This window comes from Methylobacterium sp. CM6241, from assembly GCF_054817845.1.
On the sequence record NZ_CM139246.1, the window covers coordinates 3,252,755 to 3,268,352 of the forward strand.

Consider the following 15,598-nt stretch of genomic DNA (forward strand, 5'->3'; position numbering starts at 1 on the left):
CAAGCTCAGTTAAATCCCACTTGGATTTGCCACAACATTGGCGCGTTCATGAGGGTGGAGATACCGGCCCCCTCCGGCAAGGTGCCAGCGATCGCCGCCTGGACGACCGACGGCGCCAGGAAGGCAAGGTTGAGGGTCATGCGCACCGAGCGCTCGCTGCAGCCTTCGGCTAGGGCGATGGCATGGGTGTCAGCCACGCGGCCGCTGACAAGGTCATCGAGCCAGAAGCGCGCCTTGGCGATCCCGTCGACGAGACGGGCTCGGGTCTCGACCCGCATCGGCCGCAGCGGCATCGCCCCTTCATCACCCTCAGCGCGGATGATCTGGCGCCGACGACGGCTCGGTCGGGCCGACCAGGGCACACGAAGGGGGGCCAGCTCGATGGCTCCTGCTCCGCTTGTGCTGTCGTCTTGCTCTGCCCCGTCCGGCTCGACGAAACTGATGGCAAGATGGCTCAGGTGAACGACGATCCGGCTGATGTGCGTGAGCAGGGGCATCTCTTCAGATGCTGAAGGTTGATCAGGGGAGGGTGGTGTAAGCGCCTCCCGCACCGCCTGCTCGATCTCGGGCGCCGACACGCGGGGGACCGAGCCCGCCTCGCTGCGCTGTCCCGTCTCGAGCGCACGTGAGACGTAGTAGCGGTAGCGGAGCGCCCCCTTCCTGGCCGAGCTCGGCGTCATCCGATTGCCGCGGTCATCGTAGAGCAGACCCGTCAGCCACGAGCCGGTGTTGCCCCGAGCGGAGCCTTGCGCCTGCGACTTCTCGCTCAGCGCCGCCTGGACCGCATCGAACAGCTCGCGTGGGACGATACCCTCGTGCTCTCCGGGATAGTGCCGATCCTTGTGGATCACCTCGCCGATATAGACCCGGTTGCGCAGCAGATAGGCCAGCGGCCCCTTGGTGAAGGCAATGCCGCCACGGCTTGTGCCATCACGGCGCGGGGATCGCTTGGTCAGGATGCCCTGGGCCTGCAGATCGGCCGCCAGCCCGTTGAGGCAGCCGAGCGCGAGGTAGCGATCGAAGATCGTCCTGACCTGGGCCGCCTCATCGGGGCAGGGGACCAGCTTCTTGTCGTGGACACGGTATCCCAGCGGGACCGGTCCGCCCATGCGCATGCCCTTGCGCTTCGAGGCCGCGATCTTGTCGCGGATGCGTTCTGCCGTGACCTCACGCTCGAACTGGGCGAACGACAGCAGGACGTTGAGCGTCAGCCGTCCCATGCTGTTGGTGGTGTTGAAGGCCTGGGTCACCGAGACGAAGGAGACGCCGTGCGCGTCGAACAGCTCGACGAGCTTGGCAAAGTCCGAGAGGGCGCGGGTCAGCCGGTCGACCTTGTAGACCACCACCACATCGATGCGTCCTGCCTCGACCTCAGCGAGGAGCCGCTGCAAGGCCGGACGCTCGAGGCTGCCGCCTGAGACGCCGCCATCGTCGTAGGCCTCCGGCAGCAGGCGCCAGCCCTCATGCGCCTGGCTCTTGATGTAGGCTTCGGCGGCCTCGCGCTGGTTGTCGAGGGAGGTGAAGGCCTGATCGAGCCCGTGCTCGGTGGATTTGCGGGTGTAGATCGCGCAGCGCAGAGCCTTGGGGGCCTGGGGTTTGGGGGCTTGGAGTTTGGGTGCTTGGGTCTTCGACGGCAGGGCCTTGGCATGCAGCCAATTGGAGGGCGATGCCATCACGCGATCCCTCCCGTGGCCACAGCCGAAAAGGACTCGTCGCCGCTGCTGGGCGCCCTGGTGGCTCCCTTGTCCCGAAACCCGAAGAAGCGGGGACCGTTCCAGCGGGTGCCGGTGATCGCGCGGGCGACCTCCGACAGGCTGGCATAGGTTGCCTCCTTCCAGGCAAACCCACCCGTGACCACGGTGACGGTATGAACCTCGCCGCCGAACTCCCGCACCAGCAGGGTGCCGGGCCGAAGCCCGGGTGTCGGGATCGGCGGGACGAGGGGCGGCGCCTTCGGTTTGGCCGCCCGCTCGGCGGCGCCACGCCGGCGCAGGCGTTCCTTCGCGATCCGATCGAGCAGCCGGGCGCTGTCGCGATCGAGGTCGCCCAACGCCTTGGCTTGGATGCGGTAGGCCAGGAGCCGCACCATCAGGGTTCGGGACAGATGCGGGGGAGGGGCCGTTCGCAGATGCTGCCGCCAGCGGATGCGCAGGTCGCCCAGATCGAGGGAGGCAAGCGCCTCGATCTCACGCTTGAGCTCGGGGCTGATCACGGCGGCCATCATCGGGCCTCCACCGTGGCAACGTCGGCCAGGCGATAGACCGTCCGATCCTCGGCATCGTGTCCCTTCGTGAGGGTCATCCCTCGCTTGCGCAGGCCGGTCAGGGCGGCGCGCGTCGAATGGGCAAGCCAGCCGGTGGCGGCCATCAGGTCGGCGAGTGTGGCCCCTTCATCACGCTGCAGCATCGCGATGATCAGCGACTGCTTCGTGCCGGATCGCGGCTTTGTCTCAGCCCTGTCCGGTCCGGCATCGAGGCAGCGGCTTTCCCGACCGGCGGTTGTGAGGCTCAGCCCGATCGGACCGCGCTCATCGCTGTGCCAGTGTGGCTCGTCCGCGGTCACGACGACCTCGACCGCCAACTCGGTTTTGCAGAGTTTGGCCAACAGCGCCTTGGCGGCTCGAGCGTTCAGTCCGGCGGGACGGGCGATCAACTGGTCGTGTGACTCTGCGGCTGCCTTCAGCAGCGCGTGGTAGTTCTCGTCAATCATGAGGGTGGACCTTGCGATGGGTCGGCAGCGGGTCTGCTACCACCAGCGCAACCCCGCGGATCGCGAGGGATCGGCAGGGGGTCGAGGGCGCACCGCGTCGGCGGCCTCAAGGACGCTGACAATTCCGCTCCATTCGCAGCGCAAGTCCAGTCCGAAGTGGCAGTAATGGCTCACACACCAGTGCACGACAGCCAGCGAACCAAGGCTCCGTCGGCCTGCGAATCCGTCTCCTGCAAGGCCAGATGCAAGGCTGCGGAAGCTGCACCGGCGGCAGGCGAGAAACCGGCCGAAACCGCCGAGAATCCGGGCCGCAGGACGGCCCTGGAGAAGAGGCCTCAAAGCGGCAGCTTTTCGCTATGCCCTTGAGACGCCGCACGTCTCCCGCCAAACCCGAACGTCCGTCGTTCGCAGGGAGTGAGTGGTGGGCCCGGCAGGACTCGAACCTGCAACCAGACCGTTATGAGCGGGTCCGCCTTACGTTCGCACGCCCTGCGGCGCGCTCTAGCGACACCCGTCGGATGCCGCCCATTTCCCCCGATTTCCGCCTCGTTCCTGTCCCCCCGTTGTCCCCCTAGAACGAAACGGGACCCTCAAGCTGCGTGGCGGGTGAAGGCGTCCTCGACGTCGATGGTCTCCGCCACGCGGCGGCCGGCCCTGTCCAGTGCCCCGGCGGCCTCGGCTTGGTAGTCGGGACGGTGGTGGCCGTAGACCTTCTCCAGCATCTGGACAGTCATGCCTAGGAAGGCCGCCGCCTGCCAGAGATCCACGCCGGCGAGCATCATCCAAGTCGCACAGGTGTGCCGGCATGTGTGGGGCGTGACGTCCGGCCCGAGCCCGGCTTCCTTTACGGCTGCAGCCCAGCCCTTGTTGACCTCCCCGACCGGCTTGCCGCGGAACTCGACGACGAACTCCGGCATCGTTCCATCCGTGCGCGGGGTTCGGGCCCAGCGGCGGATGTGAGCGAGCAACCGCTTCGGTAGCTTCACGGGCGGCTGACGCTTCTTCGTCTCCGCCGCCCCGACACGGCGACGGTGGAATACCCCGCGGCCCAGGTCGATCCAACCCCGCCCATCCGCGGGCGCGAAGCCGGCCGAGCAGATCGCGGCGGCCCTGGTGCCGGTGTAGATCCCGACGAGGAGGAATCGGGCGAGGTGCCTCGCTGGACGCTTGGACGTAGCCACCACCTTGCCCTTGTCCGGACCACGGTGCCGGCGCTGTCTTTCGGGCATGTGCAACATCGTCCGAAGAAGTTGCGCGGCCTCGGTGCGTTCCAGGTACCGATCCTTCGATGCGCTCTTCTCGGGCAGTGGCACCTTCACCACTGCCCGCATGTGTCCCTCGCGCAGGTAGTGATTGAGTGCCGCCTGCATGTCTTCGAGCTCGCGACGCACACCGGCGTCCGTGACCGTGCGCGGTTTTCTGCCGGTCACTCCCGGCTTGGCCGACTTCCAGGCAGTCTTTTTCCGCCATGCCCCGTAGGCCCGGACAGACTTGCCATTGACTTCGGCGACCGTCTTGCCTTCCCACCAAGCGCCGAGCTGCAACAATCTGGCCGCCGTCTTCTCGGGGCGGGCGTGCTTCGGGGCGACGTCTTCCCCGTAGACGGCCAGGACGTCGGTCACCAGGATCTCGCCGAGCGCCCGATCCTCGTCCCGGGCGGGGTTGTGCTTCGCCGTCAGGTAGTCGGCGAGCGCCGGCTCAGCCGCCCCGCGATTGCGATCAGGGAGTTCAGGGAGGACTGGGACGCCGGTGACGACGTTCGGGAGCTTGCCGTCGCGGATGACCCAGACCGACCGCTTCCGGAGCTTGCCGTCCGGGTGGTGTTCGGCCGGCTTCTCCCAGAGCCTCGCTCCGAGGGCGCGTCTCGGCATGATTCTCTCCACTCCATGATAATGCGACGGCTCACGACGATCTGGCGGCCCCACCGCTCCGGCCGAAGGTCGCCGCGCGTGATGGCCTCGCGCAGTTGCCTCACGGAGAGGATCGGCCAGTACGTCGTCGCCGTCGCGCCCGGGAGCCGCACAGGCATGCAGATCTCGGGGACCCACACAGCGGTCTCCAGATCGAGCGGCGTGTCGGCCTCGGCCGCAGCGGCAACTTGAGGCCGGCCTTGGTTGATGTCGTCGGCGACGATGATCTCGTATGTCGTCATGCATCAAGGCTCCCGAATTCGCCGCGGGGCGTCAACGGCCTCCGGCGTAGGTTTGACTGCTCAGTTGTGGATCCATGCCCCTGCCGGTCCCGCGGCCAGGGATTTCGCAAACTTCTTCCGCTAGACCTGCCAATTCCACCGGCCAACCAATTCCGTTTCGGAATGAATTCGACGCCACTCCGGAGGGACCTGTGAAACCGATACGCGCTCCCAGCCTGACGAGACCCATTACCCCGGGGGCGTGACGCCGTGCGCGGCAGCCCCACCCAGGAGGCTGCCTTCATGAAGACCCACCACCACAACCTGACGCCACACGCGGGTACCGTCTGGCTGACCGCTGATACCCACTTCGGCCATGCCGGATCGATCAGCCACACGAACAGGCCGTTCCGCGACGTCGCCGAGATGGACAGCCTGCTTGTCGAGGCGTGGAACGCGGTCGTCTGCCCCGGCGACACGGTCATCCATCTCGGCGACTTCGAGTGGGGGCACACCCCGGCGCGCACCGCGGAGATCTTCGCGGCGCTCAAGGGGCGGAAGCATTTGCTCGTGGGGAATCACGACCGGCCGCGCGTGACGGACTTGGGCTGGGATAGCGTCCAGGAACGGCTCATCGTCCACACCGCCAGCCGGCGCATCGTGTGCGACCACTACCCGCTTCGCGCCTGGCCGGGCAGCTTCCAGGGCGTCCTGCACGTCCACGGACACACGCACGGTGCGATGCCCGGGACGTCGGGATCGTGCGACGTCGGCGTCGACGTATGGGGCTACGCGCCGGCGCGCGTCGAGGACGTGATCGCCCGGATGGCGGCGACGCCGACGCTCCCGGAGGAGGCCGAACGCGCGGTCCGGGAAGCCGGCGGGGCGTAGGTGTCAGTCCTCGCCGTGGTCTGCGTGCCATGCGACGAGCAGCAGCGTCCGCGCCCATATCCGGGCGTGGGCCTCGTTGTCGTCCGAGATCTCCCGCACCGCGGCGGCCTGCTCCGCCCCGTCCCGGGCGAGCAGGCCATCGACGAGGCGGTCGACCGCGCCGGTTTCCCGGCGCCACCGTTTGAGGTCGAGGGCCGTCACTACCGCTGCTCCGGCGCGTTCCAATCGGCCAGAAGCTCGGTGTACGCCTTCTCTGCCAGGGCCCTCTCCTCGGGCGTCAGCGCCGTATCCACTGGGCCTGGTCTCAGCGGAAGAATGAGCTCGCCGACCCTGTCCGTGATCATGGAGACCCAGGCGTTGGCGGCGGTCCACCGGCACAAGCGGCAGCTTCCAGACGACCTGCGGATGCGGATCTTCGGCAAGGCGCACTTCTAGCCCTGGTGGGATGCGCCCCCCCGCCGGAAAATCGCATCACCACTACCCCACGCAGGAGCACACCCGTGACCGTTCGTCGATTCCTTGGCGCCGTTGGCGCCCTCGTCGCCGCAACCCTAGCCGCCATCGCGGCTGCCCCCCGCCTTATCTGGGAGGGCGGGCGCTGGGTCCTCCGCTCCCTTGCCCCGCCTGCGGAGGCCAGGCAGGCCGAGAACGCCCTGATAGAGCAAGTCGCAGACCTCGTCGCCGAGACGGAGGCGAAGGCCGAGATCGCCGCAGCCACCGGCATCGTAAAGGCCGACGTCGGCCCCGACTTCCATCGTAACCTCGGCAGGGCCGCCCTGCAGCATCTCCTGTGCGAGGATGACGCCGATCCAACCCTGGCCGCGATGCTGTCCGACGAGACAAGGTCGTACCTCGCTAACCTGCCGCGCGACCGGCTGGCGATTTTTGTCTGCCTTCAGGCCGAGGTGATCGGGCGCCATCTCTCCGGAGACGCGCGGCTCGCGACGATGCCCAGGGTGCCGTTGTACCGGGAGTGGCAGCAGGCTGAGTCCGCAAGGCTCGTGAAGGCCAAGCACTCCCCCGACCCCGCCGACTACCGCCGCGTCGTTCGCGGGGTGGACGTTCCGGACGCAGCGGACGAGCCCGAGGAGGACGCCGTCCGCTTCGGGATGCGCTGACCCCGGACACCGTCCAGCCGCCCTGGATACGTCCCGGGCCACAGACGAAAAGGGCCCGCCCGGGAGACCGGAGCGGGCCCTCATTTTGACCTGCGCGCACCCTGCGACATGCGAGCGCACCCATCACTTTGCCGTAGAAACTTTCCCTGTGCAGCCGTGAGAGCATTTCGTCAGCACACCGCGTGCGCACACATGCTGACGTTAGTGCTCAGGCGGCGAGCTGGGCGAGGAGCCGGGCCCGGCGAGCGTCCTCCAAGCGCTGGGCGTCCCTCTCCCGGGCGGCGGCGTCTCTACGACGGGCGGCCGCGGCTGCATCGGCCCTGGCTAGCTTGAGGCGGGCGGCATGCAGGCGGGCCGAGGCGGCGTGGTAGACGGCGGCCTGGGCAGCGTCGGCTCGGGTAACCTCGTAGGCGTCGCTCCAGGCCCGGGCTGCGACACCCGCGAAACCGTACGCCAAGCTCTCGGCGCTCTCTGCGAAGCGACCGGCGTCGGAATAGCTCTTGTAGCTGTGGTTGCTCATCGTGGCCTCCCGCATCGCCGTGCTGCCCCATAGAGATCGCAGCTCTGATGGCGGTCCGAAAGAGTCCCACGGCAATGGCCTGTTGTTGGGGTTAACTAAGCCCTGGCCCCGGACGTCACAGCAGAAGGGACGCCCTCATCTCTATGAGCGTCCCGTTACTGTGGCTTTGCGTAACGCCTTGTTGAAGGGACGCGGGCGGCGCCTCAGGCGCTCGGCAGCACCCGGCCCTGCAGCACGCGCACCGCGACGGCCTTCTCGCAGCCGCGGTCCATCAGGTGGTGCAGCGCCGCCTTCATGACCGCGGCGACCGGCACGTCGAGGCCTGTGAGGCGTCCATGCCGGAGCATGTGGCCTCGGGCGTCGACGGCCTTGAGCGCATCCGAGATGCCCTGGGTGATGCAGGCGTCGATGACACGTTGGTCGGGCAGGCCCTCGGCCCGGCGCTTGGCCCGCTCGTCACGCTTCCGAGCGGCGTCGGCCCGACGGAAGGCGGCGGCCGCGGCGGCGGCGCTGGCAGGGGTCGGGGGTGGGGCGAAGTCGTCATCCTCAAGCTCGCCGGCGAGCTCGTCGAGGAGGTCCTGGGCGGGGTGCTGTCCGAACGTCATCTCGGGTCTCCATCGGTGCGATGGAGCCATGATTCCGGGCGGGTACGTGAGGCACAAGGACGGTGTCCGACAGGACGCCATGCAAGCGGCGGATCGCGTCCTTCAGCCGGCGGCGGGCTCGAGGCGGATCTCGGCCTTGAGCCCGAGGCTGGCGGCGACCGCCAGGAGCCGGTCAAGGCCCCTCCGTCGATGTGCCGGCGCGAAGCTGGGTGCGCACTTTCGTCGAGCGGCAGGCAGGTCGCGCCGATCAGGTCCGCCATGGCGGTGCGCACGGCGAAGGCGATGGTTCGGACCTTGGCGTTGAAGCCCTTCTCGCCGCCGTCGGTCGCGACCATGACGTCGACCTGAACTGTCTGTGGGACGAGGCGGTCCTGCCCGCCCTCGTTCGGCCCGGGCGCGCCGGGCGACTCGGCGCCGATTACGACGAGGATGCAGGGCAGGAACCGTTTGGGGATCGGACGGTCGGGGCCGGCGTCCTCGGGCGTCAGGACGCGCTTGACCGCCCCGCCGAGGCGGGTTTCGAGATGCGCGACGACAGCGTTCTCAAACTGGGTCAGGCAATCGACGTCGGACAACGGGACAGGCTCTCGCTTCGCGCGAGAGGGAGTGTCGGTCCTTGCCTGTGACCAGTTCCAGGCCGCGCTTGGATTGCCTTGCAGCTCCTTGCAGAGTTAACCGACGCCTCTTTACCCGCTTAAGAAGCTTCTTGTGCGGGACAACAAACCATGACAGAGAATGGATGTCATCGAGCAAAGAGATTGGTTATGTCGGTTCAGCTGTCCAAGGCGCTTCTTCCCGTCCCCGAGATGTCGAAGAAGGAGAAGCTTCGTGTTATGAAGGCGCGCCAAAGCGCCCTTTCCCTCGTCGCTTTAGGTGTATTACGTGATCTTGGATACGTGATCGGCGACACGTTGAAGGTCCCCGGGGCGTACGGGTACTTTGCGAAGCACGGCGGCGAGGACACCAGCGTTGGCATCAAGACCAGCGCTGACCGTTGGGTCGGCATCCCGCGCGACGCTTCAGGTGGTTGGGGCCTTGTCAGTCAAGCGAAGGAGATCTTCGTCGTGACCTTCGACGACCGTTTTGCGATGAACCGACTGCAGATCATCGCATTTGCCCCGAAGGTGCTGATCGAGATGGGCACCAAGGTCTACGCACGGGCACAGAAGGAAGGGCAGACTGGCATCCAGTGGATTCCGTTGGACGAGCACGCGAACCGTAGCGGAACCAGCATGGCCGCCGGGCACTTGCTGCCGCACGGGAATGTCGTCTTCGACGAGCCTATCGAGTGGCTGGATGTCGACACCGTCCACGGCGACACGACTGAGGCTGAGGAAGTCGAGGTCGAGGCAGAGCCGGAGCCAGTGGCCACCTCGACGCCTCAGGCGGAACCGTTGCGTCTCACCATCCCTGAGGCGAAGGCGGCCCTGGCGCGGACCTTTGGCGTGAGCCCCGAGGCAATCTCGATCACCGTGAATGCATGACGCCCGCACCCGGTCTCCCGCCTACGCGAAGGCGAGAGACCGATACCAACGGCCCCACCTCTTGAACGACCGCCGCTTACAGCCCAGGTTCGGACGTATTGCAGACTGCCACATTTCGATTTGATGTTTGCGAGACACCCACATGATCACGAAGGTTGAGATCGACATCTGGGAGATCGTCGATGACGACGGTGACCGGAAATACCGAGCCTCAGAGAAGGGCACCACTCGCCCGGCCAACCCGCTCATCCTACCCGACGAACCACGCAACGCTTTCAAGGATCCGAGCAGCCTGTCAGAGCGGTTTCCGGGAATCTGGGACTTCGTGCGGAGGTACTATTCGGACGTGAAAGTCGAGCCGATCTTCCAACCGCAGCAATTGCCGGCCGGCAGCACCGAGCCAAAGACGCGGTGGATATTCCGCAGCAACGATGCCGAAGTCGTCATCAATGACGTCAGCGACAGGGATGCAAACACCGTCGGGTGAGGTGTCTCGGACCGCCGGAAAGCCGGCGGTCACACCGGAGCGAGCACGTACCGCCTCAGGTCGCCTGCGGGCCAGACCGTCGGCATCCCTACCCGGTAGACCGACCCGTCGATGTCGAGCAGGTCGCTGCGCCGGAGCACGCCGGCGACAGATAGCGCAAGGTGGACTTGCCGTCTCCCGGATCGCCCGCCACATGGCAAGAGACCTCCTCACCATTGACCGTCGGCTTGGCCTTCTGGGCCAGCTTCAATTGAAGCGTCGTTGATCCCAGCGGTAGGTCCGGCAGGGGGGGGCTCGGTCGCCAGCACGAACTCGAAGGTCCGGGTGCCGTCGTCCCAGGTCGCAAGACCGCGGGTGGCGGGGACGGACACAGCCGCCCGGCGCTCGCCACGGTCGAAGCAAAGCCGCAGGCTCTCGGGCGCGGGCGCGGGCGCTGGTGGTTTGGGGGTCGTCGCTGTCTGGCCGGCCTGCGGCACGCGGGATCTCTGTTGATCTGATCGGAGTGTCCCGCAGGGGGCGTGACCAGTTTCAGACCACGCCAGATTTTTGAAATAAAGGGTTGCCCGCTATAGCGAGGCCTGCGATATAGCGGACCCGTCGCTATTTCAGAGGTCTATTCATGCCCATCGCAAGACGCATCCCCCTAGTTCAGACCAGTCTCGGCACGCTGCTGTCTCGCAGCGTGAACCTCCTGGGCCTTCCGCGCGGCACGCGCCTTGGCGTGATCTTCGGCAACCGCCGGGTCCGCACCGACAAGCGGTTCTCGCGCAAGCGCCTGCCGAAGGCGTTCCTCTCGACGGGAGGTGAGACGGTCAAGCAGGCCGCCGAGGCGCTGATCCTGCCCCGCCTCCCCAGGGAGTTGGATGGCGCGCGCGTCGTGGCGTTCCCGCCGGGCGAGCGTTCGCCGGCCCCCTCCAACACGCTGCTCCGCACCGCCCGTCAGTGGGGAGATGGCCTCACGGAGGCGGAGGGTGAGATCTTCGATGCCAAGGTGGACGTGACCGAAGAGGAGCTCATGTCGGTCTACATCGGCATCGAGGGAAATGCGGCCGTTTCGAAGGAGATTCTGCTCGCTGCCACGTGTCGGTTCTTCGACAACGCAAACCAGATGCACGATTTCATCCGCCAGCGTCCTTTCTGATCCGACGCACGGATCAGATGTCGATATCGGCCGGCTGCTACTTTGGGTCGATGACGTAAGCGTCCTCGACCGAGTCGCGCTCGCGGCCCTCCTCGACGGCGACCTGCGCACCGATGCGCTTGGCGGTGTCGGTCGTCAGCCACCAGTATTGCCGGCCAACCGAAAGGCGGACCTCGACCTATTGAGCGCCCTGCTGAGCCGACATGCACGTTTCGTCGTCAGGATCCTAATGTTTGCCTGCGTTACAGGTGAACGGCAGAATTGACCCACTTTATCTCCGGAAATCGCGATCCGCTACATAACGTGGGGAGGGCACGTTTTACACGCACACGATGAAACAAGGCCGTACGACCAAGTCGGGTGGCAAGCGGACTATCTGCTTTTGACAGCGTAAGGTCATTAACCGGACATCGCTTCCAGCTGAGCGATGGTATGTCCTTAATGATCCGTGGTTGCCCCAACGGAGCTGGGGTCGCCGGGGAATAACACCTTGGCCGTGGCGGCTGGATCCAACGTGTGCGACAGCCTTCGACGAGGCTTATCACCCCTTTACCGCATCAGGCTGTCACGGAGTCGCATTCGCATGGTCACGAGACGCGTCGTCAAGCTCACCGAGTTCGGCTCGCCCCAGGTGCTATCGATCGCGACGGAGGAGCTTCCACCACCGATGGCGGATGAGGTGCGGATTCGGCAGACGGCCATCGGCTTTAACTTCATCGACATCTACCAACGCAAGGGCATCTATCCGCTTCCCCTACCAACGGGCCTTGGCTTCGAGGCGGCGGGGGTCGTCGATGGCGTTGGTTCGGGTGTCACGAGCATCCGGATCGGCGATAGGGTCGCCTACATGAACGCTGGCGTCGGCGCCTATGCAAACCTTCGAAACGTCTCTGCCGACAAGCTCGTCGCATTGCCGGACACGGTGAGCGACGAGGCTGCGGCAACTCTGCTGTTCAAGGGGATGACGGCCCAGTACCTCTTGCGGAAGACACATGCCGTGCAGGCTGGCGACCTTCTGCTCGTGCATTCGGCCGCCGGCGGCGTTGGGCAGATCCTGACGCGGTGGGCGACGGCGCTGGGCGCCACGGTCATCGGCACCACAGGCTCACCCCGCAAGCGGGAGGCCGCGCTCGCCGCTGGGTGCGTGGATGTCATCGACCTCAACGATCCGGAATGGCCTGAAGCCTTCCTGGCAGCGAGCGGCGGTCGAAAGGCTCGTGTCGTTTACGACGCGATCGGCAAGGACACCCTGATCAAGTCACTCGATTGTGCGGCACCGTTCGGTCTCGTTGTTTGTTACGGTGCCTCGTCCGGCAAGGCCCCAGCGGTCGACCCGGAGCTACTCAACAAGAAGGGATGCCTCTTCCTGACGCGCCCCTCCGTCTTTCCCCACAACGCCGACCCGGCGACCTTCCGTGCCAATGCGGCCGACTTGTTCGAGGCCATCGCCCAGGGTCATGTCAACGTCGACATCGGGTGCCGCTTCACGCTCGATGACGTCGTGGAGGCCCACGTTGCTGCGGAAGAGCGTCGCTTTGGCGGCGCCTTGCTCATCAGTCCATAGACCGGCGCTCGGCGAGATTTTTTGCATCCATAATTACGTTGGCCTGAGGTTTGCTGGAGCCGCCCCTCACACATGGAGGGTTCATGACGGTTCCCGAGGTCCAACTCAGCCTGGACGGCATCCGCAAGTCCTTTCCCGGCAAGGGCGGTCCGGTCCCGGTCCTCGACGGTCTCAGCTTCGATATCTACGAGCGCGACTTTGTCAGCATCATCGGCCCCAGCGGCTGCGGCAAGACGACGGTGTTCAACGTCATCGCCGGACTTCTCGAACCCGACAGCGGAACGATGACGTTTCGCGGGGAGGTGGTGCCCGGGCTCCAGGGCCGGGTCGGCTACATGATGCAGAAGGACCTGCTGTTTCCCTGGCGGACAGTCCTGCAGAACGTGATGCTCGGCCTGGAGATGAAGGGCGTCGACCGGGCCCAGGCCCTCGACACGGCCCGTGAATATCTCTCGACCTTCGGTCTGTCGGGCTTCGAGAACGCCTACCCCAAGATGCTGTCCGGAGGCATGCGGCAGCGGACGGCGCTGATCCGGACCCTGATCATGGATCCCGACATCCTGCTCCTGGACGAACCCTTCTCGGCCCTCGACTACCAGACGCGGCTTTACCTCGAAGGCGTTCTCCTCGACGCCGTGGAGACCTTCCACAAGACCGTGGTGCTCGTGACGCACGACATCGACGAGGCCGTCGCCCTCTCCAAGCGCGTCGTCGTCCTGGGCAATCGTCCCACCAAGGTGAAGTCCGTCCACGAGATCGGACTCGATGCCCGTTCGCCCATCGGCGCGCGCAGCGATCCGCGCTTCTCCGACTATTTCCAGACCCTGTGTGGCGAACTAGAGATCCAGACCCGTCAGAGGGCGGCCTGATGGCGACGCACACCTTGGAAACGTCGGAAGCCTTGAAGACGTCCCAGCACCTAAAATCTTCCTCTCCAGCATCAGTCCGGTCCGCTCAGAGACTCGTCGCCCGGCCCCGCGCGAAGCCGGGCGCCTTCGTGCGAGCGGCCGACACGACACTCGGGCGCGGCATCATTCAACTGCTGGCGGTCGCAGTGTTCTTTCTTGCTTGGGAGATCGCGGTCCGAGCCGGCTGGCTCACGGAATTCCTAGTCGGTGCCCCTTCAGGCATCTGGCGGGTCTTCCTCGCCTCGATGCTGGACGGATCGCTGCCGGTCGACACCTGGTACACTGTGATCGAAGCCATCATCGGGTTCCTGATCGGCACGCTCCTGGGGTCACTGGCCGGCCTCGGCCTCTGGTACTCGGCCTTCGTGGCGCGGCTCGTCGAGCCTTTCATCGTGGCGATCAACTCGGTGCCGAAGATCGCGCTGGCACCGATCGTCATCCTGTGGTTCGGCACAGGCTTCGTCTCGAAGGTGGCGCTCGCAGTTTCGCTCACTGCCCTCGTGGCCCTGATCGCCGCGTATCAGGCCGCGCGCGACGCCGACCCCGACCTGCAGGCCCTTCTGGCCTCAATGGGCGCCTCGAAGAACCGCATCTTTAAGAGCGTGATCGTGCCTTCGACCCTTCCGGCCATCATCGGGATGTTCCGCATCAATATCGGCTTTGCCCTCGTGGGCGCGGTGGTCGGCGAGTTCATCTCGTCCCAGCGCGGCCTCGGGCACCTGATCTACTCGGCCTCGAGCCTCTACGACCTCAATACCGTCTGGGTCGGATTGTTCGTGCTGATGTTCGTGGGCTTCCTCCTCTACCACGTTATCGATTTCGCCGAGCGTCGCATTCTGCCCTGGCGGCAGATCATCGCCGCCGGCCAAGTTCAGGTCTGATCTCTGAGCAGACGTGCCGGTGGGCTTGCTGTCCTCGGCCGCACTGCGTGATCGACGCTGGGCACAGGCTTTCCAAACTCCTGCTTACCGAAGTTTTGTCGAAGAAGGGCCTCACGGATGATCCGTTCCAAGCGTCTGCGTCTCTCAACCTCCCTTGCAGTCACCGTGGGATTCGCCAGCCTCGTGGCATTGCCCGCCCGCGCAGCGGACAAGGTCACGGTCTCCCAAGCCTTCCAATCGATGCTCTACCTGCCCTTCTACGTCGCTATGGATGGCGGCTTCTTCGCGGGCGAAGGCGTCGAAGTGACGAAGGAAACGGCGGGCGCCCCAGCCGTCGCGCTCTCAGCCGTGATCTCGAAGAGCGCGCAGTACTCGATCCACGGCCCCGAATGGACCGCCATCGCTGCCTCGAAGGGCGCGCCTGTGAACGTCGTGGCCAACGTGGTCAACGGGGCCGCAGTCTGGATAGCTGCCACCCCGGATGTGACTTTCAACGACGTGAAGGACCTGAAGGGTCAAAAGATCGTCACCGGGCTGATGCCGACCACGAGCACATCGCTGTTCCTGAAGCTCCTGAAGGAGAACGGTCTCAAGCCCGAGGATGTTGAGATGACCCAGGTCCAACTCGGCTCCGAGCCAGGCCCGCTTCTGGCCGGACAGGCCAAGATTGCCGTCATGTACGAGCCGGGGCTCGACCAGGTGGTGGCCAAGGGCATGAAGGTCGTGCTGAGCTTTCCTGAGCGCTATGGCCCCTACGCCTTCTCGGCCGTAAGCGCCCGCAAGGACGTCGATCCCGCCATCACTCAGAAGGTCGTGACTGGGATGCAGAAGGCGATCCGCTTCATGCACGCCGAGCCCGAGAAGACGATTGCCATCGCCAAGAAGCAGTTCCCGAACCTTGACCCCGCCGTGGTCGAGGCCGCGGTCAAGCGCATGATGCGTGAGAAGGTCTATCCGGATAGCGTCGACATCACCGCTGAGGCCCTCAAAACAGGCATGGAGACGCAGGTCGCGCTCGGCAATCTCTCAGGCCTGCCTGACTACGCCACCTTCGTGCGCCGCGACTTCATCGAGAAGAGCCTCGCGGCGAACTGAAGCCGCGTTTTCCGAATGCCGCGCCGCGTCGGCGCGGCATTCGGCTGCGCAAGACAACGGAACC

17 protein-coding genes and 1 tRNA gene are annotated in these 15,598 nt (G+C 65.8%); 9 read left to right on the forward strand and 9 right to left on the reverse strand.

Annotation, left to right across the window (positions count from 1 at the left end; translation table 11 throughout):
* Positions 1-5: 5 nt before the first annotated feature.
* From ACYQR9_RS15160 to ACYQR9_RS15180, 5 genes are all read right to left on the reverse strand, one after another.
* Positions 6-1,673: a recombinase family protein gene (locus tag ACYQR9_RS15160; RefSeq protein WP_461227044.1), complete on the reverse strand. Its 1,668-nt coding sequence runs from the start codon at positions 1,671-1,673 to the stop codon at positions 6-8.
* Positions 1,673-2,224: a DUF2924 domain-containing protein gene (locus tag ACYQR9_RS15165; RefSeq protein ID WP_461227046.1), complete on the reverse strand. Its 552-nt coding sequence runs from the start codon at positions 2,222-2,224 to the stop codon at positions 1,673-1,675. Before ACYQR9_RS15165 ends, ACYQR9_RS15160 begins: the two co-directional genes overlap by 1 nt.
* Entirely contained in the window at positions 2,221-2,709 is a 489-nt protein-coding gene (locus ACYQR9_RS15170; RefSeq protein ID WP_461227048.1) for a DUF3489 domain-containing protein, read from the reverse strand. The genes ACYQR9_RS15165 and ACYQR9_RS15170 overlap by 4 nt, the downstream gene beginning before the upstream one ends.
* Positions 2,710-3,128: 419 nt before the next feature.
* Positions 3,129-3,222: transfer RNA gene (locus ACYQR9_RS15175), tRNA-Met, on the reverse strand.
* Between the two features lie 77 nt (positions 3,223-3,299).
* Positions 3,300-4,580: a site-specific integrase gene (locus tag ACYQR9_RS15180; RefSeq protein ID WP_461227050.1), complete on the reverse strand. Its 1,281-nt coding sequence runs from the start codon at positions 4,578-4,580 to the stop codon at positions 3,300-3,302.
* A gap of 563 nt (positions 4,581-5,143) precedes the next feature.
* On the opposite strand from ACYQR9_RS15180, the gene ACYQR9_RS15185 reads away from it, so the two are divergent.
* Entirely contained in the window at positions 5,144-5,731 is a 588-nt protein-coding gene (locus ACYQR9_RS15185; RefSeq protein ID WP_461227052.1) for a metallophosphoesterase, read from the forward strand.
* 3 nt (positions 5,732-5,734) lie between these two features.
* On the opposite strand, the gene ACYQR9_RS15190 is transcribed toward ACYQR9_RS15185, so the two are convergent.
* Positions 5,735-5,932, reverse strand: a complete 198-nt coding sequence (locus ACYQR9_RS15190; protein WP_461227053.1) for a hypothetical protein — start codon at positions 5,930-5,932, stop codon at positions 5,735-5,737.
* A gap of 299 nt (positions 5,933-6,231) precedes the next feature.
* On the opposite strand from ACYQR9_RS15190, the gene ACYQR9_RS15195 reads away from it, so the two are divergent.
* Positions 6,232-6,849: a hypothetical protein gene (locus tag ACYQR9_RS15195; RefSeq protein WP_461227055.1), complete on the forward strand. Its 618-nt coding sequence runs from the start codon at positions 6,232-6,234 to the stop codon at positions 6,847-6,849.
* A 208-nt stretch (positions 6,850-7,057) separates the two neighbouring features.
* On the opposite strand, the gene ACYQR9_RS15200 is transcribed toward ACYQR9_RS15195, so the two are convergent.
* From ACYQR9_RS15200 to ACYQR9_RS15210, 3 genes are all read right to left on the reverse strand, one after another.
* Positions 7,058-7,369 carry a hypothetical protein gene (locus ACYQR9_RS15200; protein WP_461227057.1) on the reverse strand — a complete coding sequence of 104 codons (312 nt, stop codon included), beginning with the start codon at positions 7,367-7,369 and terminating at the stop codon, positions 7,058-7,060.
* 203 nt (positions 7,370-7,572) lie between these two features.
* Positions 7,573-7,974: a hypothetical protein gene (locus ACYQR9_RS15205; protein ID WP_461227059.1), complete on the reverse strand. Its 402-nt coding sequence runs from the start codon at positions 7,972-7,974 to the stop codon at positions 7,573-7,575.
* Positions 7,971-8,549, reverse strand: a complete 579-nt coding sequence (locus ACYQR9_RS15210; protein WP_461227061.1) for a hypothetical protein — start codon at positions 8,547-8,549, stop codon at positions 7,971-7,973. The genes ACYQR9_RS15205 and ACYQR9_RS15210 overlap by 4 nt, the downstream gene beginning before the upstream one ends.
* Positions 8,550-8,738: 189 nt before the next feature.
* On the opposite strand from ACYQR9_RS15210, the gene ACYQR9_RS15215 reads away from it, so the two are divergent.
* From ACYQR9_RS15215 to ACYQR9_RS15245, 7 genes are all read left to right on the forward strand, one after another.
* Positions 8,739-9,458, forward strand: a complete 720-nt coding sequence (locus ACYQR9_RS15215) for a hypothetical protein (protein ID WP_461227062.1) — start codon at positions 8,739-8,741, stop codon at positions 9,456-9,458.
* 142 nt (positions 9,459-9,600) lie between these two features.
* Complete coding sequence (locus ACYQR9_RS15220) at positions 9,601-9,945, forward strand: hypothetical protein (RefSeq protein WP_461227064.1); 345 nt, start codon at positions 9,601-9,603, stop codon at positions 9,943-9,945.
* 619 nt (positions 9,946-10,564) lie between these two features.
* Complete coding sequence (locus ACYQR9_RS15225) at positions 10,565-11,086, forward strand: hypothetical protein (protein ID WP_461227065.1); 522 nt, start codon at positions 10,565-10,567, stop codon at positions 11,084-11,086.
* 667 nt (positions 11,087-11,753) lie between these two features.
* Positions 11,754-12,650 carry a quinone oxidoreductase family protein gene (locus ACYQR9_RS15230; protein ID WP_461227066.1) on the forward strand — a complete coding sequence of 299 codons (897 nt, stop codon included), beginning with the start codon at positions 11,754-11,756 and terminating at the stop codon, positions 12,648-12,650.
* Between the two features lie 83 nt (positions 12,651-12,733).
* Positions 12,734-13,519 carry an ABC transporter ATP-binding protein gene (locus tag ACYQR9_RS15235; protein WP_244031534.1) on the forward strand — a complete coding sequence of 262 codons (786 nt, stop codon included), beginning with the start codon at positions 12,734-12,736 and terminating at the stop codon, positions 13,517-13,519.
* 128 nt (positions 13,520-13,647) lie between these two features.
* Positions 13,648-14,439 carry an ABC transporter permease gene (locus ACYQR9_RS15240; protein ID WP_461227068.1) on the forward strand — a complete coding sequence of 264 codons (792 nt, stop codon included), beginning with the start codon at positions 13,648-13,650 and terminating at the stop codon, positions 14,437-14,439.
* A gap of 117 nt (positions 14,440-14,556) precedes the next feature.
* Positions 14,557-15,534: an ABC transporter substrate-binding protein gene (locus tag ACYQR9_RS15245; RefSeq protein ID WP_461227070.1), complete on the forward strand. Its 978-nt coding sequence runs from the start codon at positions 14,557-14,559 to the stop codon at positions 15,532-15,534.
* The last annotated feature ends 64 nt before the right edge of the window (positions 15,535-15,598 follow it).